This is a genomic window from Streptomyces sp. NPDC048291, from assembly GCF_043201715.1.
Lineage (GTDB): Bacteria > Actinomycetota > Actinomycetes > Streptomycetales > Streptomycetaceae > Streptomyces.
Window position 1 is genome coordinate 219,583 of record NZ_JBICZC010000019.1, and the last position, 17,263, is coordinate 236,845.

Annotated in this window: 15 protein-coding genes; 7 read left to right on the forward strand and 8 right to left on the reverse strand. The window is 73.1% G+C overall.

What is annotated here, in order from left to right; all coding sequences use genetic code 11:
- Positions 1 to 101 precede the first annotated feature (101 nt).
- From ACGF5O_RS42690 to ACGF5O_RS42705, 4 genes are all read left to right on the forward strand, one after another.
- Positions 102 to 1,040 (forward strand): sulfite exporter TauE/SafE family protein, encoded by a 939-nt coding sequence (locus ACGF5O_RS42690; RefSeq protein ID WP_393815325.1) that lies wholly within the window; start codon positions 102 to 104, stop codon positions 1,038 to 1,040.
- A gap of 80 nt (positions 1,041 to 1,120) precedes the next feature.
- Complete coding sequence (locus ACGF5O_RS42695; RefSeq protein ID WP_393815326.1) at positions 1,121 to 1,489, forward strand: peptidoglycan-binding protein; 369 nt, start codon at positions 1,121 to 1,123, stop codon at positions 1,487 to 1,489.
- A 162-nt stretch (positions 1,490 to 1,651) separates the two neighbouring features.
- A complete protein-coding gene (locus ACGF5O_RS42700) occupies positions 1,652 to 2,122 on the forward strand; it encodes a cation:proton antiporter regulatory subunit (RefSeq protein WP_393815327.1) in 471 nt (156 codons plus the stop codon).
- A gap of 7 nt (positions 2,123 to 2,129) precedes the next feature.
- Positions 2,130 to 3,380 (forward strand): cation:proton antiporter, encoded by a 1,251-nt coding sequence (locus tag ACGF5O_RS42705; protein ID WP_393815328.1) that lies wholly within the window; start codon positions 2,130 to 2,132, stop codon positions 3,378 to 3,380.
- Here ACGF5O_RS42705 and ACGF5O_RS42710 read toward each other — a convergent pair.
- Positions 3,367 to 4,260 carry a helix-turn-helix transcriptional regulator gene (locus ACGF5O_RS42710; RefSeq protein WP_393815329.1) on the reverse strand — a complete coding sequence of 298 codons (894 nt, stop codon included), beginning with the start codon at positions 4,258 to 4,260 and terminating at the stop codon, positions 3,367 to 3,369. The two genes, ACGF5O_RS42705 and ACGF5O_RS42710, sit on opposite strands and share 14 nt — an antisense overlap.
- A gap of 145 nt (positions 4,261 to 4,405) precedes the next feature.
- On the opposite strand from ACGF5O_RS42710, the gene ACGF5O_RS42715 reads away from it, so the two are divergent.
- Positions 4,406 to 5,311, forward strand: coding sequence for an alpha/beta hydrolase (locus ACGF5O_RS42715; protein WP_393815330.1), 906 nt, complete (start codon positions 4,406 to 4,408; stop codon positions 5,309 to 5,311).
- 23 nt (positions 5,312 to 5,334) lie between these two features.
- Here the strand turns inward: ACGF5O_RS42715 and ACGF5O_RS42720 are convergent, their stop codons facing one another.
- On the reverse strand, positions 5,335 to 6,132 hold the full coding sequence (locus tag ACGF5O_RS42720) for a TIGR03943 family putative permease subunit (RefSeq protein ID WP_393815331.1): 798 nt from the start codon (positions 6,130 to 6,132) through the stop codon (positions 5,335 to 5,337).
- Positions 6,129 to 7,184: a permease gene (locus tag ACGF5O_RS42725; RefSeq protein ID WP_393815332.1), complete on the reverse strand. Its 1,056-nt coding sequence runs from the start codon at positions 7,182 to 7,184 to the stop codon at positions 6,129 to 6,131. Before ACGF5O_RS42725 ends, ACGF5O_RS42720 begins: the two co-directional genes overlap by 4 nt.
- A gap of 181 nt (positions 7,185 to 7,365) precedes the next feature.
- On the opposite strand from ACGF5O_RS42725, the gene ACGF5O_RS42730 reads away from it, so the two are divergent.
- Positions 7,366 to 9,285, forward strand: coding sequence for an NAD-binding protein (locus tag ACGF5O_RS42730; RefSeq protein ID WP_393815333.1), 1,920 nt, complete (start codon positions 7,366 to 7,368; stop codon positions 9,283 to 9,285).
- A gap of 376 nt (positions 9,286 to 9,661) precedes the next feature.
- On the opposite strand, the gene ACGF5O_RS42735 is transcribed toward ACGF5O_RS42730, so the two are convergent.
- Entirely contained in the window at positions 9,662 to 11,470 is a 1,809-nt protein-coding gene (locus ACGF5O_RS42735) for a prolyl oligopeptidase family serine peptidase (RefSeq protein ID WP_393815334.1), read from the reverse strand.
- A gap of 126 nt (positions 11,471 to 11,596) precedes the next feature.
- Between ACGF5O_RS42735 and ACGF5O_RS42740 the strand changes: the two genes are divergently transcribed.
- On the forward strand, positions 11,597 to 12,394 hold the full coding sequence (locus ACGF5O_RS42740; protein WP_393815335.1) for an SURF1 family protein: 798 nt from the start codon (positions 11,597 to 11,599) through the stop codon (positions 12,392 to 12,394).
- A gap of 22 nt (positions 12,395 to 12,416) precedes the next feature.
- Here ACGF5O_RS42740 and ACGF5O_RS42745 read toward each other — a convergent pair whose 3' ends face one another.
- The 4 genes from ACGF5O_RS42745 to ACGF5O_RS42760 form a co-directional block, all read right to left on the reverse strand.
- Positions 12,417 to 13,562 (reverse strand): hypothetical protein, encoded by a 1,146-nt coding sequence (locus tag ACGF5O_RS42745; protein ID WP_393815336.1) that lies wholly within the window; start codon positions 13,560 to 13,562, stop codon positions 12,417 to 12,419.
- A gap of 119 nt (positions 13,563 to 13,681) precedes the next feature.
- Positions 13,682 to 14,359, reverse strand: a complete 678-nt coding sequence (locus ACGF5O_RS42750; RefSeq protein WP_393815337.1) for a SigE family RNA polymerase sigma factor — start codon at positions 14,357 to 14,359, stop codon at positions 13,682 to 13,684.
- A gap of 442 nt (positions 14,360 to 14,801) precedes the next feature.
- On the reverse strand, positions 14,802 to 15,881 hold the full coding sequence (locus tag ACGF5O_RS42755; protein ID WP_393815338.1) for an aspartate-semialdehyde dehydrogenase: 1,080 nt from the start codon (positions 15,879 to 15,881) through the stop codon (positions 14,802 to 14,804).
- Positions 15,878 to 17,149 carry an aspartate kinase gene (locus ACGF5O_RS42760; protein WP_393815339.1) on the reverse strand — a complete coding sequence of 424 codons (1,272 nt, stop codon included), beginning with the start codon at positions 17,147 to 17,149 and terminating at the stop codon, positions 15,878 to 15,880. Before ACGF5O_RS42760 ends, ACGF5O_RS42755 begins: the two co-directional genes overlap by 4 nt.
- Positions 17,150 to 17,263 lie beyond the last annotated feature (114 nt).

Below are 17,263 nucleotides of genomic sequence, written 5' to 3' on the forward strand. Positions count from 1 at the left end.
CTTGCGGCCGGGGCGGTTCAGCCTGGCTTCAGCCCGGTTTCAGCGGGCCCTGACGCGGTTCCATACATTTCCCATAGGAAAGGTGGCTAAGGTCCCCCACCATGGATTCCACCCTTCCGATCGTCGTCGCGGGAGCCCTGGTCGGCTTCGCCGTAGGGCTCACCGGCATGGGCGGCGGAGCGCTCATGACGCCGATCATGGTGATGGTGTTCGGGGTGAATCCCACCGCGGCCATCGGCAGCGACCTGGCCGCGTCCGTGTTCATGAAGCCGTTCGGCGCGGTGGTCCACCAGCGGGCCGGGACCGTGCGCTGGGACATCGTGCGCTGGCTGCTGCCGACCGCCGTCCCGGCCGCCTTCGGCGGGGTGTTCCTGCTCCGGGCGCTCGGCGACGGCGCCGACCTGGAGCAGCGCGTCAAGTACGTCGTCGGTACGGCGCTGTTGCTCGCCGTCGCCGGCATGCTCGCCCGCATGTGGCTCGACCGTCGGCGCACCGCCGCGGACGGCGCGTCCGGGGAGGACGCGCACGTTCCCGTACGGCCGGTGGCCACGCTGCTCATCGGGCTGGTGGGCGGGGTGATCGTCGGGATGACCTCGGTCGGTTCGGGCTCCCTGATCATCGTGATGCTGATGCTGGCCCACCCGCGGCTCCGGGCCAACCATCTCGTCGGCACGGACCTGGTGCAGGCCATCCCCATGGTGGCCGCCGCCGCCCTCGGCCATCTGCTCGTCGGCGACGCCGACCTGGGGCTCGCGGCGACCCTCCTGATCGGCGCCGTCCCCGGGGTGGTCCTCGGCTCCCTGGTCTCCAGCCGGGTCTCGGGCTCCGCGGTGCGCTGGGCGCTGGTCGTGCTGCTCACCGGCTCCGGCCTGGCGATGCTGAAGGCGTCGTCCACCGTCGTCCTGCTCGGCTGCCTGGCCATGGCCCTGCTCGCCGCGGTCACCGTCGTACGCGACCGGCGCTCGGCGCGCTCCGCGTCGGCGGAGACGACCGAGACAGCGGACACGGTGGAGATGGCGGGCGTCCCGGGCCCCAGGTGACCGGGGGCTCCCGACTCGCGGGGGTCGCCGCTCCCGCGCGACCATGGGCAGAAGTCGAGTCGCCCCCTTAAGGAGCGGGCATGAGACGGAACCGACTGCTCACCTCGGCCGCGGTACTGGGCACGGCCGTCGCGCTGGGCCCGGCGCTGCCCCACACCGCGGCGGCCACCCCCGGCCAGAGCTGCTCGTACGTGGCGTCGGCCTACCAGCCGACGCTCGCGTACGGCGACACCGGAGCCGCGGTCAGGCAGGCGCAGTGCCTCAGCAACGCGTGGGGCGGAGAGCCGCCCAAGGTCGCCGCCGACGGGGTCTACGGCACGGTCACGCAGCGGAAGATCGAGTGGATCCAGACCTGCCACGGCCTGCCGGCGAGCGGAGTCGTCGAGGGCCGTACCTGGCACGTGCTGTACCACCCGGCCCTGGACTGCTACGTCCCCTACCCGTCCTGAGCTGCCCGTCGTCCTGAGCCACCCGTGGTCCTGAGCCGCCCGCCCCGCCGCCCCTCCCCCGCGGTTTCCCCCGCTCGCCCGTTAGGGTGTTGTTAAAGAAAACGCAAAGAACCAGCGGGACGAGACGACGAGACAGGGGAGACAGCCTTGGGGGCTCCACGCATGAGCAGGACGCCGTTGCCGGGAATCGGGGTGCGTTACGACCTCGCGACGCGTGAGCAGGGCCGGGTGTCCGTGGTCGCGCACCGGGACGGCTCACGGATCCTGAGCGCCTACCACCGGGACGACCCCGACGCCTGCGCGCTGTCGCTCAGGCTGTCCTCGGGGGAGACGGCGGCGCTCATCGACGCGCTGATGCCGACGCACCACAGCCCGAACCTGCTGTCCACCACCGACCTGGGGCTGGTGGCCGAGCGGATCGAGCTCTCCGCCACCTCGTACTGGAACGGCCGACTGCTCGGCGAGACGCGGATGCGGACCGAGACGGGGGTGTCCATCGTCGCCGTGCTGCGCCGCGCCGAGGCGGTGCCCTCCCCCACGCCCGGTTTCCGCCTCGCGGGCGGCGACACGCTCATCGTCATCGGCACCCGTGAGGGCGTCGACGCGGCCGCCTCCATACTCGGGCGGGAGTGAGGCCGGCGTGCACGACTCCTCCGTGTTCCTGATCGAGTTCGGTGCGATCATCCTCGGCCTCGGCCTGCTCGGCCGGCTCGCCGGGCGCCTCCGTTTCTCGCCCATCCCCCTCTACCTGCTGGCCGGGCTCGCCTTCGGCGAGGGCGGGCTCTACCCGCTCGGCACCAGCGAGGAGTTCGTCGCGATCGGCGCCGAGATCGGCGTCGTACTGCTGCTCCTCATGCTGGGCCTGGAGTACACCGCCAGCGATCTCGTCTCCAACCTCAAGACCCAGTACCCGGCGGGCCTGGTCGACGCGGCGCTGAACGCGCTGCCCGGCGCCGCCATGGCCCTGCTGCTGGGCTGGGGCCCGGTGGCGGCCGTGGTGCTGGCCGGCGTCACCTGGATCTCCTCGTCCGGGGTGATCGCGAAGGTGCTCGGGGACCTGGGGCGGCTCGGCAACCGGGAGACCCCGGTGATCCTGAGCATCCTGGTCCTCGAAGACCTCTCCATGGCCGTCTACCTGCCGATCATCACCGCGCTGCTGGCCGGCGTCGGCCTCGCGGCGGGCAGCCTCACCCTGGCGGTCGCCCTCGGGGTCGCCGGACTGGTCCTGCTGATCGCCGTCCGCTACGGCAGGCACATCTCCCGCTTCGTCTCCAGCGACGACTCGGAGAAGCTGCTCCTGGTGGTCCTGGGCCTGACCCTGCTGGTCGCGGGCATCGCGCAGAAGCTCCAGGTCTCCGCCGCGGTGGGCGCGTTCCTCGTCGGCATCGCGCTCTCCGGCGAGGTGGCGGAGGGCGCCCACCACCTCCTCGCTCCCCTCCGCGACCTGTTCGCCGCGGTCTTCTTCGTCTTCTTCGGCCTGCACACCGACCCGTCGAGCATCCCGCCGGTGCTGCTGCCCGCGCTCGCCCTGGCGGTCGTCACCTCGCTCACGAAGATCGCCACCGGCTACTGGGCCGCGAAACGCGCCGGCATCTCGGCCAAGGGCCGCTGGCGGGCCGGCGGCACCCTGGTCGCCCGCGGCGAGTTCTCCATCGTCATCGCGGGCCTCGCCGTCACCGCCGGCATCGAACCCTCCCTGGGCCCCCTGGCCACGGCCTACGTCCTGATCCTCGTCATCGTGGGCCCCCTCACCGCCCGCTACACCGAACCCCTCGCCCGCCGCCTCACCCGCCGCTCGGACACCGAGCAGCCCCTCGCCGTACCGGCCCCGGCCGCCCCGGCCGCCCCAGCCGCCCCGGTCGACGACCAGGACGCGGTCAACCGGGCGTGACCGTGGCCGACCACTGGAGCAGGAAGCGCAGGGCCTCCTGGGACGACGAGTCGGGGGGCGGGGTGTAGGCGATGAGCTGCTGGTCGGGGTGGGTGTCCACGGAGAACTGGTGGACGTCGAGGGTGAGCGGTCCGGCCAGCGGGTGGAGGTAGGTCTTCGTCAGCTGACGGGGGCCGCGCACCTGGTGGGTGGACCACCAGATGCGGAAGTCCTCGTCGTGGGTGGTCAGTTCGGTGACGAGGGCGGCCAGGGCGGGGTCGCGAGGCGATCGGCCCGCCTCCATGCGCAGGACCGCCACGCATTCGCGGGCCGCGCGCGGCCAGTCCGCGTAGCGGGCGCGGACGTCCTTGTCCAGGAAGGTGAGGCGGATGAGGTTGCGGGCGGCCGGCGGCAGCGCCGCGAAGTCGGTGAGGAGGGCCGCCGCCCCGGCGTTCCAGGCGAGTACGTCCATCCGGCGGTTCAGGATCATCGCCGGGACGTCGGGCATCGTCGCCAGCAGCTGCCGCAGACCGGGGGCCACGTCGGGGCGGCCCGGGCGGCGCTGTGCGGCGGCGGGGGCCACGTCGGCCAGGGTGAGCAGGTAGTCCCGTTCGTCCGGGGCGAGTTGCAGGGCGTCGGCCAGGGCGTCCAGGACCGGGCGGGAGACCCTGCGGGTGCGGCCCTGCTCCAGGCGGACCACGTAGTCGATGCTCACGTGCGCCAGCTGGGCCAGTTCCTCGCGGCGCAGGCCGGGGACCCGGCGCGGGCGTCCGTCGTCCGGCAGACCCGCCTGCCGCGGGGACAGGGCGGCACGGCGGGCACGCAGGAACTCGCCCAGTTCGTTGCCGGGGGCCGGGGCGTCGGGAACCGGGGCGTCGGGAACGGAGGCGTCGGGGGTCATGGGGCCAGTGTCCGCCGCGGCGGCGCCCGGTGCCTGGTACCGGCTTGCATAGGCACGGGTCGCACAGACACGGGTGCCTATGCACGGGGCGCACAGGCAAGGCCCTCCCTGGCACCCGGGTGGGGGTGGCGCCACGGTGGGGGCCATGAAGACTCACGTCACCTTCCCCAGCGCCGGCCTGAAGATCGCCGGCCATCTGTACACGCCCGACGCCGAGGCCACCGGGCCGCGTCCCGCCGTCGTCGTCGGGCACCCCGGCTCCGGGGTGAAGGAGCAGGCCGCCGGGGAGTACGCGCGGCGCCTCGCCGAGCACGGGTTCGTCACCCTGGCCTTCGACGCCGCCCACCAGGGCGAGAGCGAGGGCGAGCCGCGCGGAGTCGAGGACCCGGCCCAGCGGGTCGAGGACCTCAGGGCCGCCGTCTCCTTCCTCACCACCCGGCCGGAGGCGGACCCCGACCGGATCTCGGCGCTCGGGATCTGCGCCTCCGGCGGGTACGCCCTCGCCGCCGCCGCGACCGACCCGCGGATCGGGGCCGTCGCCACCGTCAGCGCCGTCGACATCGCCCGCCAGTTCCGGCACGGCGCCGACGGCGCCCAGGACCCCGCCGTCCTCCGGGGCATGCTGGCCGCGGCCTCGGCGGCCCGTACCGCGGAGGCCCGCGGCGAAGGCGCGCGGACCTTCCCGCTCTTCCCCGCGACCGAGGACGAGGCGCGCGCCGGCGGGCCGCACGCCCACGAGGGCTGGGAGTACTACCGCACGGCCCGCGCCCACCACCCCCGCGCGGCCGAGGAGCTCACCTGGGACAGCGTCGACCGCATCGCCGGCTTCGACGCCTTCCACGCCCTCGGGCTGCTCGCCCCGCGCCCGCTGCTGATGATCGTCGGCCGGGAGGCGGTGACGTCCTGGATGAGCGTGGCCGCGTTCCAGCGGGTCACCGGCCCACGGGAACTCTTCTGGATCGAGGGTGCCACGCACGTCGGCCTCTACGACCGGGACGAGTACGTCACCCCGGCCGTCGCGAAACTGGCCGCGTTCTTCGGGGAGCGGTAGGAGCGGGGACGGTCCCGCGGGCGTCAGTTGTTCCAGGTCTCGTCGTACGGGTCGGCCGGGGTCGGGATCGGCTTGGCCTCGGTGACCTGGAGGTACGGGATCGGGCCGTTGTTCACCGGGTCGTGGGTACGGCGGGCGGTGTAGGTGCCGGTCACCTGGAGCCAGGCGTCCGGCTGGAGGACCGGGGGGATCTTGCCGGTCAGGGCCACCTTCACCGGCTGGGCGTCCGCCGCGCAGCAGTTCAGCGCCATCCGGACGAGATACGGGGTGCCGGCCGAGTCGACGGCCACGAAGCCGGCGATCCGGACCTGGTGGCCGGCGAGCGAACGCCCGTGGTCGTAGACGGCGCGGCCCGCGTAGTCGACCAGGTTCAGCGGTATCGGGTCGGACTTGGGCAACTTGTTGTAGCCGTACGGCTGTTGCAGGGCCGTACCGGTGCGCATCGCGCTGTAGGAGCCGAGCGCGGGCGGCGCGATGAGGATCAGGGCGAGGAGGGGGAGGACCAGCAGCCAGGAGATGCGGGGTTCGCGGTGGACATGCCCCTCGGACGCGGCCTCCCGCACGGCCGCCCCTGCGGCTTCCGGTACGGCCTCCGGTACGGCCTCTGGCACGGCCTCTGGCACGGCCTCCTTGCAGGTGCGGGCGCGCTTCCACTCGTACCACGCCGTCGCCAGCGCCGAGACGATCAGGACCACGCCCGCGGCCAGCAGCAACGGCTGCAGGCCCGCCTTGACGTAGCGGAGGTACAGGTCGGTCAGGCCCGCGTGCAGCAGGGCCGCGCCCACCAGGAACATCACCGCCGCCTGCGCCTGCCGGTTCACAGCAGCACCGCCCCGGTCAGGACCGCGCCCGCGATCGCCGCCGCGAAGGTGGCCGGGGCGAAGCGCAGGGCGAAGCCGCGGCCGAAGGTGCCGGCCTGCATCGCGAAGAGCTTGAGGTCGATCATCGGGCCCACGATCAGGAAGGCCAGCTTCGCGGTGAGCGAGAACTGGGTGAGGGAGGCCGCCACGAACGCGTCCGCCTCCGAGCAGATGGACAGGAGCACGGCCAGGACCGACAGCGCGAGGATCGCGACCACCGGGTTGGCGGCAGCGGTGCGCAGCCACTCCGCCGGGGCCACCGCCTTCAGCGTCGCCGCGGCCATCGCGCCGAGCACCAGGAAGCCGCCCGCCTGCATGGTGTCGTGCCGGACCGAGGACCAGAACGCCTCGCCCTTGGTCTCGCCCTCGTGGTGCGCGTGCGCCGGCAGCCGCAGCCAGTCGGTGCGGCCGAGCCGCTGCCACAGCCAGCCCATCGCACAGGCCACCAGCAGGCTGCCGGCGAACCGCCCCACCACCATCTCGGGGTTGCGCGGGAACGCCACCGCCGTCGCCGTCAGCACGATCGGGTTGATCGCGGGGGCGGAGAGGAGGAAGGCGATGGCCGCGGCGGGCGTGACGCCCCGGCGGACCAGGGCGCCGGCCACCGGGACCGACGCGCACTCGCAGCCCGGGAGGATCACCCCGGCCAGGCCCGCGACGGGTACCGCGAGGGCGGGGTGGCCGGGCAGGGCGCGGGCGAAGAAGGACGGCGGGACGAAGACCGCGATCGCCGCGGAGAGCAGCACGCCGAGGACGAGGAACGGCAGCGCCTGGACGACCACCGCCACGAACACCGTCATCCAGCTCTGCATCACCGGCTTCGACAGCGCGCCGCGCACCGGGCCCTGGAACACCACGACCAGGAGCAGGAGCAGGGTCAGCGCCAGCGGGGAGTTGAGGTGCCAGCCATCCCGGTCGGGCGGGGTGCCGGTGCCGTCGGCGCCGGGGGTCCCGTCCGCCGGCGCGGCGCCGGGCAGGGTGCCGGGCGGGGCGGCTTTCTCGGTGATGGCCACGGGTCGGATACCTCCGGCACTTCGGTCAGATCCGGGATTATGCTCCCTTCCCTTCCCGTACGGGCGGTCAGGGGCGGCTGTTCAGTTCGTTGCTGGAACCATGCGTTGCGTTGAGGCAGTCTTTCCCCTCGTGGCGAGCGTTCCGTATCAGGCGTATCAGGGTGGTGGGACTCGGGCGCCCATGGTGGTGTGCGGGGACGACGGGCTCGCGCACCGGCTGGCCGCCGAGTTGCGCACCGTGTACGGAGAACAGGTCACCCTTGTCGTACCGCCGAACGTGCGCGTCGCCCGGCCGCCGGTCGTCGGCCGCGCCCGGGCCGCCTCGGCCGCGCTGTTCGACCGGGTGGTCAGTGCGACCGTGGGGCGGACGGGCGGGAACGGGGGCGGGGCCGGTGGCGGCGGTGCTTTCGGCGGCGGTGCCGGTTCGGTCTCCGGGGTCGGTGAAGGGCCGCGCGGGGAACGGGTGCTGGAGGCCGACGAGGCCAGTGAGGCGGTGCTCGCCGAGGCGGGGGTGGAACGGGCCGCGGCGCTCGCGCTCGTGTACGACGACGACGAGACCAACATCCGGGCCGCCCTCACCGCCCGCCGGCTGAATCCGCGGCTGCGGCTCGTACTGCGGCTGTACAACCGGCGGTTGGGGCAGCACATCGAGGAACTTCTCGACCAGGCCGCCGCGTTGGCGGTCGGAGATGCGAACGGCGGCGACGGCGGTGACGGCAGCGGCGGCGGGGGTGCGGTGGGGGACGCCTCCACGATCGTGCTGTCCGACGCCGACACCGCGGCGCCCGCGCTCGCCGCCACCGCGCTCGCCGGGCGCGGCAAGGTCATCCATACGGACGGCCTGGTGCTGCGGGCGGTGGATCTGCCGCCGGGTGCCGACGCGGGGCAGGACGCCGCCGAGCGGGGACTGTTCCCGCTGGCGCTGCTCTCCCCGAACGGCACCGGGCCCGAGCCGGCCGAGGGCGGCCGGGAGCGGGGGCCGCTGCTGCTGCCGGACGGGGAGCAGGTACGCGCGTCCGCGGGTGAGCGGGGCGTGATGGTGCTGGAGCACGTGTCGTCGTCGGCGGGGGCCGCGGAGCCGGCCGGGCGCGGGGTCGGGGTCGTACCGCCGCTCGCCTCGCTGTTCTCGCGGCGGCTCCGGTGGTCGCTGGCCGGGATCGTGGGGTGCGTGGTCGCGCTCGCGGTCGCGTTGTCGGTGGTGACGCACATGCATCCGGTACGGGCCTTCTACTACACGCTCCTCGACCTGTTCGCCATCGACAATCCCGCGATCGGCGCGCCGCTCGGCCGGCAGCTCCTGCAACTCCTTTCGGGTCTTGTCGGGTTGCTGCTGCTGCCGGTGCTCCTGGCGGCGGTGCTGGAGGCGCTCGGCACCTTCCGGACCGCTTCCGCGCTGCGCAAGCCGCCTCGGGGTCTGGGGGGTCATGTGGTGCTCCTCGGGCTGGGGAAGATCGGTACGCGGGTGCTGACGCGGTTGCGGGAGCTGCACGTGCCCGTGGTGTGCGTGGAGGCCGATCCCGAGGCGCGCGGTCTTGCGGTGGCGCGGCGGCTGCGGGTGCCGGTGGTGCTCGGGGACGTGACCCAGGAGGGGGTCCTGGAGGCCGCCAAGATCCATCGGGCGCAGGCGCTGCTCGCGGTGACCAGCGCGGACACGACGAATCTGGAGGCCGTGCTGTACGCGCGGTCCGTGCGGCCCGACCTGACGGCGGTGCTGCGGCTGTACGACGACGACTTCGCGACCGCCGTGTACCGGACCCTGCGGGCGGCGCATCCGCGCGCGATCACCAGGAGCCGGAGTGTCTCCTACCTGGCGGCGCCGTCCTTCGCGGGGGCGATGCTGGGGCGGCAGATCCTCGGGGCGATCCCGGTGGAGCGGAAGGTGTTGCTGGTGGCGGTGGTCGAGGTGGGCGGACATCCGCAGTTGGAGGGGCGGACGGTGGAGGGGGCGTTTCGGGCGGGGGCGTGGCGGGTGCTGGCGCTCGAGGGCCGGCAGGGGGTTGCCGCGGGGGAGTACGTGTTGCGGGGCGGGGACCGGGTGGTGGTGGTCGCCACCCGCAGAGGCCTGGCGGAGCTCTCCGGCCGCCGCCCCTCACCCACCTGACTCGCCCGGTTGAGGGCGGGGGCCCGCCCGCGCCCCTTCCCCGCCGCGACGACGCCCAGCCACGACGGTGCGACTCGGCGGTGCCGACCGGCCGCCACCCGCCATCGGCCTGACGGCCGGTCGCGGAGTGACACACCGTCGTGGTTGCTCGCGCAGTTCCCCGCGCCCCTTACGGGGCACACCCCGCCGTGATCCGCGAACGCACCGTCGTGGTTGCTCGCGCAGTTCCCCGCGCCCCTCTCGGGGCGCACCCGCCGTGGTCCGCGAACGCACCGTCGTGGTTGCTCGCGCAGTTCCCCGCGCCCCTGACGGGGCGCGGGGGTGGTGGGCTCGCCTCTTGACGGGGCGAGTCGGGTGGGTGGGTGGGAAAGTGGGGTCAGTCTGTCGGGGCTGTCGCCGTAGGCGTGAGGTGGCGTTCGGCGAACTCCATTTCCAGGCGGAGTTGCTTGATGCGCTCGTCGACCACCAGGGAGCCGTGGCCGGCGTCGTAGCGGTAGACCTCGTGGGGGGCCGAGCGGGCCGCCAGGCGGTTGACGTAGTTGTCGATCTGGCGGATGGGGCAGCGGGGGTCGTTGAGGCCGGCCGAGATGTAGACCGGGGCCTTGACGTCGTCGACGTAGGTGAGGGGGGAGGAGGCGGCGAAGCGCTCGGGGACCTCTTCCGGCGTGCCGCCCAGCAGCGTGCGGTCCATCGCCTTCAGGGACTCCATCTCGTCGTGGTACGCCGTGACGTAGTCGGCGACCGGGACGACCGCGATGCCCACCGCCCAGGAGGCCGGCTGGGTGCCGAGGCCCAGGAGCGTGAGGTAGCCGCCCCAGGAGCCGCCGGTCAGGATCAGGCGGTCCGGGTCGGCGAGGCCGGACTCGACCGCCCAGTCCCGGACCGCCGCCACGTCCTCCAGCTCGATCAGACCGACGCGGTGCTTGAGCGCGTCCGTCCAGGCCCGGCCGTAGCCCGTGGAGCCCCGGTAGTTGATGCGGACCACCGCGTAGCCGTGGTCGACCCAGGCCGCCGGGCCCGCCGCGAAGCCGTCGCTGTCGTGCCAGGTCGGGCCGCCGTGCAGGTCGAAGACGGTGGGCAGGGGGCCGGTGGCCCCGGCCGGCTTCTGGATCAGGGCGTGGATGGGGCCGCCGGGGCCCTCCACCCACGCGTCCGAGACCGGGACCGACGGCGGGCACTTCATGCCGGGCGGGTCGAGGACGACCTCGCCCGTCGTCGAGCGGACCACCGGCGGCTCGGCGGCCGACGACCAGAGGTACTCGACGGTGCCGTCGGGGCGGGCCGTGGCCCCGGAGACGGAGCCCTGCGGGGTCGGGATGCGCACCAGCTCGCCCGTGGCCAGCTCGTAGCGGAACAGGTCGCTGCGGGCCTTGTGGCTGTGCGCGATGAGCAGCGCGCCGCCGTCCGGGTACCACTCCGCGCTCACGTCGCCCGGCAGGTCGAGGGTCAAATCCGTCTGGGTGCCGGAGACGACGTCCCAGACCAGGGGCTCCCAGCGGCCCCTCCGCTGGTGGCCGATGAGCAGCCGCGGGTCGCCCTCGACGGGGGCGAAGCCCAGCACCTCCAGGCCCAGTTCCTCGGTGCCGCCGTCGGTGTCGTCGAGCTCGGCGACCGTCGAACCGTCCGGGCGGACCACGCGCAGTGCCGAGTGCATCGCGTCGCCGTGCTCGGTGTGCTCGATCGCGATCAGCGAGCCGTCGTGGGAGAGGTCGCCGACCCCCGCCGACTCGGCGTGCCGGTAGATCTCCAGCGGCTCCTCCCCCACTCTGACCAGGTAGATCGTCGTACCCTCGTCGTCCGTCGAGCGGCCCACGACCGCCGTACGGCCGTCCCGGCCCAGCGCGAGACCCGAGGGGTAGGACGGCTCCAGACCCGGCGCCGCCTCCTCGTCCGCGCCGCCGCCGAAGGGCTGGCGGCGCCAGACGCCGAACTCGTCGCCGTCCTTGTCGTCGAACCACCAGATCCACGCGCCGTCCGGGGAGAGCAGCCCGTCCGTCGTGCCGTTCGGCCGGTTCGTCGCCTGGCGCTGCTCTCCGCCGACGCGGTCCCAGGCGTACAGCTCGTACGTCCCCGTCGCGTTCGACACGAACAGGGAACGGTCGGGGGCGTCCTCCGCCCAGTCCGGCAGGGAGACCCGAGGGGCGCGGAAGCGCTTCTCCCAGTCCGGCATGTCGCTCTCACTCATGGCCGCAGTCATGGCCCCATAGTGCCTGCACCCGCCCACAACGCGCTGGTGCGTGTCCGCAGCCTGTGGATAACTTTGCGAGGCCCGGAGTCGGACACGCACGAAGCGCCCCGTACCGTGGACGGCGTGTACCGCTTCCTGCTGACACCCCGCTGGTGGGGCATCAACGTCTTCGTGCTGCTCGCCATCCCGTTCTGCATCTTCATGGGGTCCTGGCAGCTGAGCCGCTTCGAGGCGCGGGTCGAGGCGCATCGCAGTGCCGACAGACAGGTGGAGACGGCGAAGACGGAAGCCGCCCGGCCGCTGGCCGACCTGCTGCCCGTCGACCAGTCGACGTCCGGCAAGCGGGCCACCGTCACCGGCCGGTACGCCAGGCAGCTGCTCGTGCCCGACCGCCAGGTCGACGGGAAGAACGGCTTCTACGTCCTGACCCTGCTGCGCACCGACTCCGGAAAGGCCCTGCCCGTCGTACGCGGCTGGCTGCCCGGCAGGGCGGATGCCGCCCGGGTGCCGGCGCCGCCCGCGGGCGAGGTCACCGTCACCGGCGCGCTGCAGGCCTCCGAGACGCCGGGGGACAACGGCGTCAGCAACCAGGGCGGCCTGCCGTCGGGGCAGACGGCGGCGATCAGCGCGGCCTCGCTGGTGAACCTGGTGCCGTACCCGGTGTACGACGCGTGGATCACCCTGGAGAAGGCCGACTCGGGGATGACGGCCGTGCCGGCGACCGCGCCGGACAACTCGGGGCTCGACCTGAAGGCGTTCCAGAACCTCGGCTACACCGGTGAGTGGTTCGTGTTCGCGGGGTTCGTGGTGTTCATGTGGTTCCGGCTGCTGCGCCGCGAGGCGGAGTTCGCCCGGGACGCGGCGCTCGGCCTGGTCCCGGACCCGGAAGAGGAAGCCCGGCAGCAGCCGACCGCCGTCTGACGGCCGCTGCCGGTACCGCCGGTCACTGGGCGGCCAGGACCCCGGTCCAGTAGACCGTCCCGGCGCAGGCGTTCGTCACCGTGGCCGAGCCGGTCGGTGATCCGGCCTGCGGGGTGTACGAGACCGCGACGCTCCCGTCGGCCGTGCCGCCGTCCTCGGTGAGCAGCTGGGTGGTGGTGCCGTCCGACGTCCCGGAGGTGGTCGTACCGGCGCTGCTGCTCGCGCCCTCGGAGGGGCTCGGCGAGGCCGTGCCGCCGGTGGTGCCGCCCGTGTCGGTGGAGCCGCCGGTGCTGGTGCCGCTGGTCGGGCAGGTCGCCGAGGGGACGAAGCCGAACTTCTCCGCGTAGGCCGCGCCGGGCGCCAGGACCAGGCCGGTGAGCTCGGTGGTCGGGTCGGGCAGCCCGGCCGCCGCGTCGCCCGAGATGTGCCGGGCGGTGAGGACCTTCGTGCTGTCGGCCGCGCCCTGCGCGAGGACGCCCACGCTGCCGGGGCCGCCGACGGTACAGCTCGTCGTCGAGACGTTGACGACGCGGAAGGTGCCGTAGACGACGCCCGCCGAGTCGGGGGCGTCGACGCTGGAGGTCGGGGTGCCGAGCTGGGCCGAGGTGCAGACGGGGGCGCTGCTGGCGGCGCTCGCGGTGGGGACGACCTTGGTGCCGGAGACGGCTCCGGTGCTCTCGTTCTTGTCGCCGTCCTTGGTACCGCCGGGGCTCTGGTCGGCGGCCTGGCCGCCGCTGCCGCCCGCGGTGTTGGCACCGCCGTCGGGGTTCTTGCCGCCGGTCGCGCCGCCCTGCGCCTGGGAGGCCTGGCCGGCCATGGAGGTGTTGGGGTCGGTGCCGCCGGCGTTGGAGACGTGGATGAGGGCGGGGATCGCGGTGCCGATGAACAGGGCCGCGGCCGCCATGCCGACGGCGGCCTGCCGCTTGCGGGCCCGGCGGGCGGGCACCGCGCGGCGCAGGTGGTCGAGGCTGCCGTCGCGCGGCGCGAGGTCGTCGACGGCGGAGTGCAGCAGCCGGCGCAGCGCCAGCTCGTCCGTCTCCAGCCCGTCCAGGGCTTCGGGGCCGGGGCCGTCGGCACCGGCCCCGGAGCCGGGGCCGAGCCCGCTCCGGAGCCCTTCAGGGCCCTGTTCCAGGCCCTCGGGGCCCTTTTCGTCGGGGCCGTGGTTCACAGTTCCGTTCCCAGCGTGCGATTGCGTGTGCTCTTGCTCGTGCTGCTGTTCCGGCATCGGCTCGTGCCAGGCGTAGGGCTCGTGGCGATCATGTGAGTCGCCTCCCTCGGGGCTGTCCGTCATGCCGCCGACTCCATCGCCACCCGGAGCGCGGCGATGCCGCGCGACCCGTACGCCTTCACCGAGCCCAGCGAGATGCCGAGGGTCTCGGCGACCTGGGCCTCGGTCATGTCGGCGAAGTAGCGCAGGACCAGGACCTCGCGCTGGCGGCGCTGCAGGCCCTTCATCGCCTTGATCAGGTCGCGCCGCTCCAGCTGGTCGTAGGCGCCTTCCTCGGCGCTGGCCGCGTCCGGCATCGGCTTGGAGAGGAGCTTGAGGCCGAGGATGCGGCGGCGCAGCGCGGAACGGGAGAGGTTGACGACCGTCTGGCGCAGGTAGGCCAGGGTCTTCTCCGGGTCGCGGACGCGTTTGCGGGCGGAGTGGACGCGGATGAACGCCTCCTGGACGACGTCCTCGCAGGAGGCGGTGTCGTCGAGGAGGAGCGCCGCGAGGCCGAGGAGCGAACGGTAGTGCGCCCGGTAGGTCTCGGTGAGGTGGTCGACGGTGGTGCCGGCCGCCTCCGCCGACTCCTCGGCGCCGTCGCGCTGGCTGGGTATGCGGGTGGGCCGCGCTGCGGGCATGGGCGCGATCACCGGCATGCCGCCGGGCGCGCCGGGCATGCGGGGGCGCAGGCCGGCGCGGGGCGGCCGTAGGGCCGTCGCGCCGCGGGGCGCACTGAGTTCGAGTACCTCTGCCACGTCAGTTGGACACGGCTACCCCCCGTGGGGTTGTACGTGCCGGGCATCACTTTTGCATCGGGCGCGGTAGGCGCCGTTCTGTGCGCGTCCGGCAGCACACCCGACGGTGCGTCAATTGCCGCCATGCGTCCCGCTCTTCCCTTATATCCCATTATGAACGGGCGTCCCCACGCCCCGATCACAGCGTCCCCACGCCAGGATCATGCGTCTCCGCGCCCCCAAGGCCCGGTCGCGTAAGCGCCCGGTAAGTGGGCGACCGCAAAGACGCTCCCCGCCGCCCGCATGGTTGCGGAGGACGGGGAGGAAAATCTTCGAACGCGGACGGGTCCCGGTTCAAGAGGTTTGGACCATGCTCCGGGACACATTTCTTACATGGATCCTACTCGTGGGCCCGCTCCCACCCAGGGTCCGTCACAGGACGTTTGCCGTGGTCACCGGGTGTTCACACGGTGTCCGCCGTACCTGAACGGCCGGTCAGTTCCGCGGCCACCAGCTCGGCGATCTGCGCGGTGTTCAGAGCGGCCCCTTTGCGAAGGTTGTCCCCGCACACGAAGAGCTCCAGCGCGGTCGGGTCGTCGAGCGCCCGCCGCACCCGCCCGACCCAGGTCGGGTCGGTGCCCACCACGTCGGCGGGCGTCGGGAACTCCCCGGCGGCCGGGTTGTCGAAGAGGACGACGCCAGGCGCCGTGTCGAGGATCTCCCGGGCCCCGTCGACGGTGACCGCGCCCTGGAACCTGGCGTGGACCGTGAGGGAGTGCGTGGTGACCACCGGCACGCGGACACACGTCACCGCGACCGGCAGCTTCGGCAGCCCGAGGATCTTGCGGGACTCGTCCCGCACCTTCATCTCCTCCGACGACCAGCCGTCCTCCCGCAGCGACCCGGCCCACGGCACGACGTTGAGCGCGACCGGCTCCGGGAACGGCCCGGTCAGGTCCCCGACCGCCCGCCGCACGTCACCGGGCTTGGTGCCCAGCTCCGTACCGGCGACCATCGACAGCTGGGCCCGCAGCGTCTCCACGCCGGCCCGGCCGGCCCCGCTCACCGCCTGGTACGACGACACCACCAGCTCGCGCAGCCCGAACTCGGCGTGCAGCGCGCCCAGGGCGACGATCATCGACAGGGTGGTGCAGTTGGGGTTGGCGATGATCCCGCGCGGCCGGCTGCGGGCGCAGTGCGGGTTGACCTCGGGGACGACCAGCGGCACCTCGGGGTCCATCCGGAAGGCCCCGGAGTTGTCCACCACGACCACACCGCGCGCGGCGGCGACCGGCGCCCAGCGCGCGGACACCTCGTCGGGCACGTCGAACATCGCGACGTCGATGCCGTCGAAGGCCTCCTCCGACAGCGCGACGACCTCGACCTCCGCCCCGCGCACGGTCAGTTTGCGGCCGGCCGAGCGCGGGGTGGCGATCAGGCGGATCTCGCCCCAGACGTCCGCCCGCTGGGACAGGATCTGGAGCATGACCGTGCCGACGGCCCCGGTCGCACCCACGACCGCGAGCGCCGGCTTGCCGGTCATCGGCCGGTGCCTCCGTAGACCACGGCCTCGTCGGTGTCGGAGTCGAGGCCGAAGGCGGTGTGCACGGCGCGCACGGCCTCCGGCACGTCGTCGGCCCGGGTGACGACGGAGATACGGATCTCGGAGGTCGAGATCAGCTCGATGTTGACCCCGGCGTCGCTGAGCGCCTCGAAGAACGACGCGGTGACCCCCGGGTTGGTCTTCATCCCGGCGCCGACCAGCGAGATCTTGCCGATCTGGTCGTCGTAGCGCAGCGAGTCGAAGCCGATGCCGGGCCGGTTGCGCTCCAGCGCGTCGATGGCCTTGCGGCCCTCGGTCTTCGGGAGCGTGAAGGAGATGTCCGTCAGGCCGGTGGCCGCGGCGGACACGTTCTGCACGACCATGTCGATGTTGATCTCGGCATCGGCGATGGTCCGGAAGATGGCGGCGGCCTCGCCCGGCTTGTCCGGTACACCGACGACCGTGACCTTGGCCTCGGAGGTGTCGTGCGCGACACCGGAGATGATGGCCTGTTCCACCTTCTTGTCCCCAATCGGCTTGCTGCTGACCCACGTGCCCTGAAGTCCGCTGAAGCTGGACCGGACGTGGATCGGGATGTTGTAGCGGCGCGCGTACTCCACACAGCGGTGGAGCAGCACCTTGGAACCGGAGGCGGCGAGCTCCAGCATGTCCTCGAAGGAGATCCAGTCGATCTTCCGCGCCTTCGTCACCACGCGCGGGTCGGCGGTGAACACACCGTCGACGTCGGTGTAGATCTCGCAGACCTCGGCGTCGAGGGCGGCGGCGAGCGCCACGGCGGTCGTGTCGGACCCGCCGCGCCCCAGCGTGGTGATGTCCTTCTTGTCCGCGCTGACGCCCTGGAACCCGGCCACGATCGCGATGTTGCCCTCGTCGAGCGCCGTCCGGATCCGCCCCGGCGTGACGTCGATGATCCGGGCTTTGTTGTGGACCGAGTCGGTGATGACGCCTGCCTGGCTGCCGGTGAACGACTGGGCCTCGTGGCCCAGGTTTTTGATCGCCATGGCCAGCAGGGCCATGGAGATACGCTCTCCGGCGGTCAGCAGCATGTCGAACTCACGCCCGGCAGGCATCGGGGATACCTGCTCGGCGAGATCGATCAGCTCGTCCGTCGTGTCGCCCATCGCGGAAACGACGACAACCACCTGGTTGCCGTTCTTCTTCGCTTCCACGATTCGCTTGGCGACGCGCTTGATGCCCTCGGCATCGGCAACGGAGGAGCCTCCGTACTTCTGCACGACAAGGCCCACGTGCGCTCCTCGCTCGGTTTGTTGTGTCGGCTCAGTTTAACGAGCGTCCGAATTCCACCAGCCTGCTCCCGCATGGTGAGACCGGCGGGACCTCGGCGCTCGCGACCGGAACCT

What these genes read in the sequence shown, in the direction of transcription:
- ACGF5O_RS42690 (WP_393815325.1), top strand. Translation starts at nt 102, where the DNA reads ATGGATTCCACCCTTCCGATCGTCGTCGCGGGAGCCCTGGTCGGCTTC.
- ACGF5O_RS42695 (WP_393815326.1), top strand. Translation starts at nt 1,121, where the DNA reads ATGAGACGGAACCGACTGCTCACCTCGGCCGCGGTACTGGGCACGGCC.
- ACGF5O_RS42700 (WP_393815327.1), top strand. Translation starts at nt 1,652, where the DNA reads ATGAGCAGGACGCCGTTGCCGGGAATCGGGGTGCGTTACGACCTCGCG.
- ACGF5O_RS42710 (WP_393815329.1), bottom strand. Translation starts at nt 4,260, where the DNA reads ATGACCCCCGACGCCTCCGTTCCCGACGCCCCGGTTCCCGACGCCCCG.
- ACGF5O_RS42715 (WP_393815330.1), top strand. Translation starts at nt 4,406, where the DNA reads ATGAAGACTCACGTCACCTTCCCCAGCGCCGGCCTGAAGATCGCCGGC.
- ACGF5O_RS42730 (WP_393815333.1), top strand. Translation starts at nt 7,366, where the DNA reads ATGGTGGTGTGCGGGGACGACGGGCTCGCGCACCGGCTGGCCGCCGAG.
- ACGF5O_RS42735 (WP_393815334.1), bottom strand. Translation starts at nt 11,470, where the DNA reads ATGAGTGAGAGCGACATGCCGGACTGGGAGAAGCGCTTCCGCGCCCCT.
- ACGF5O_RS42755 (WP_393815338.1), bottom strand. Translation starts at nt 15,881, where the DNA reads ATGACCGGCAAGCCGGCGCTCGCGGTCGTGGGTGCGACCGGGGCCGTC.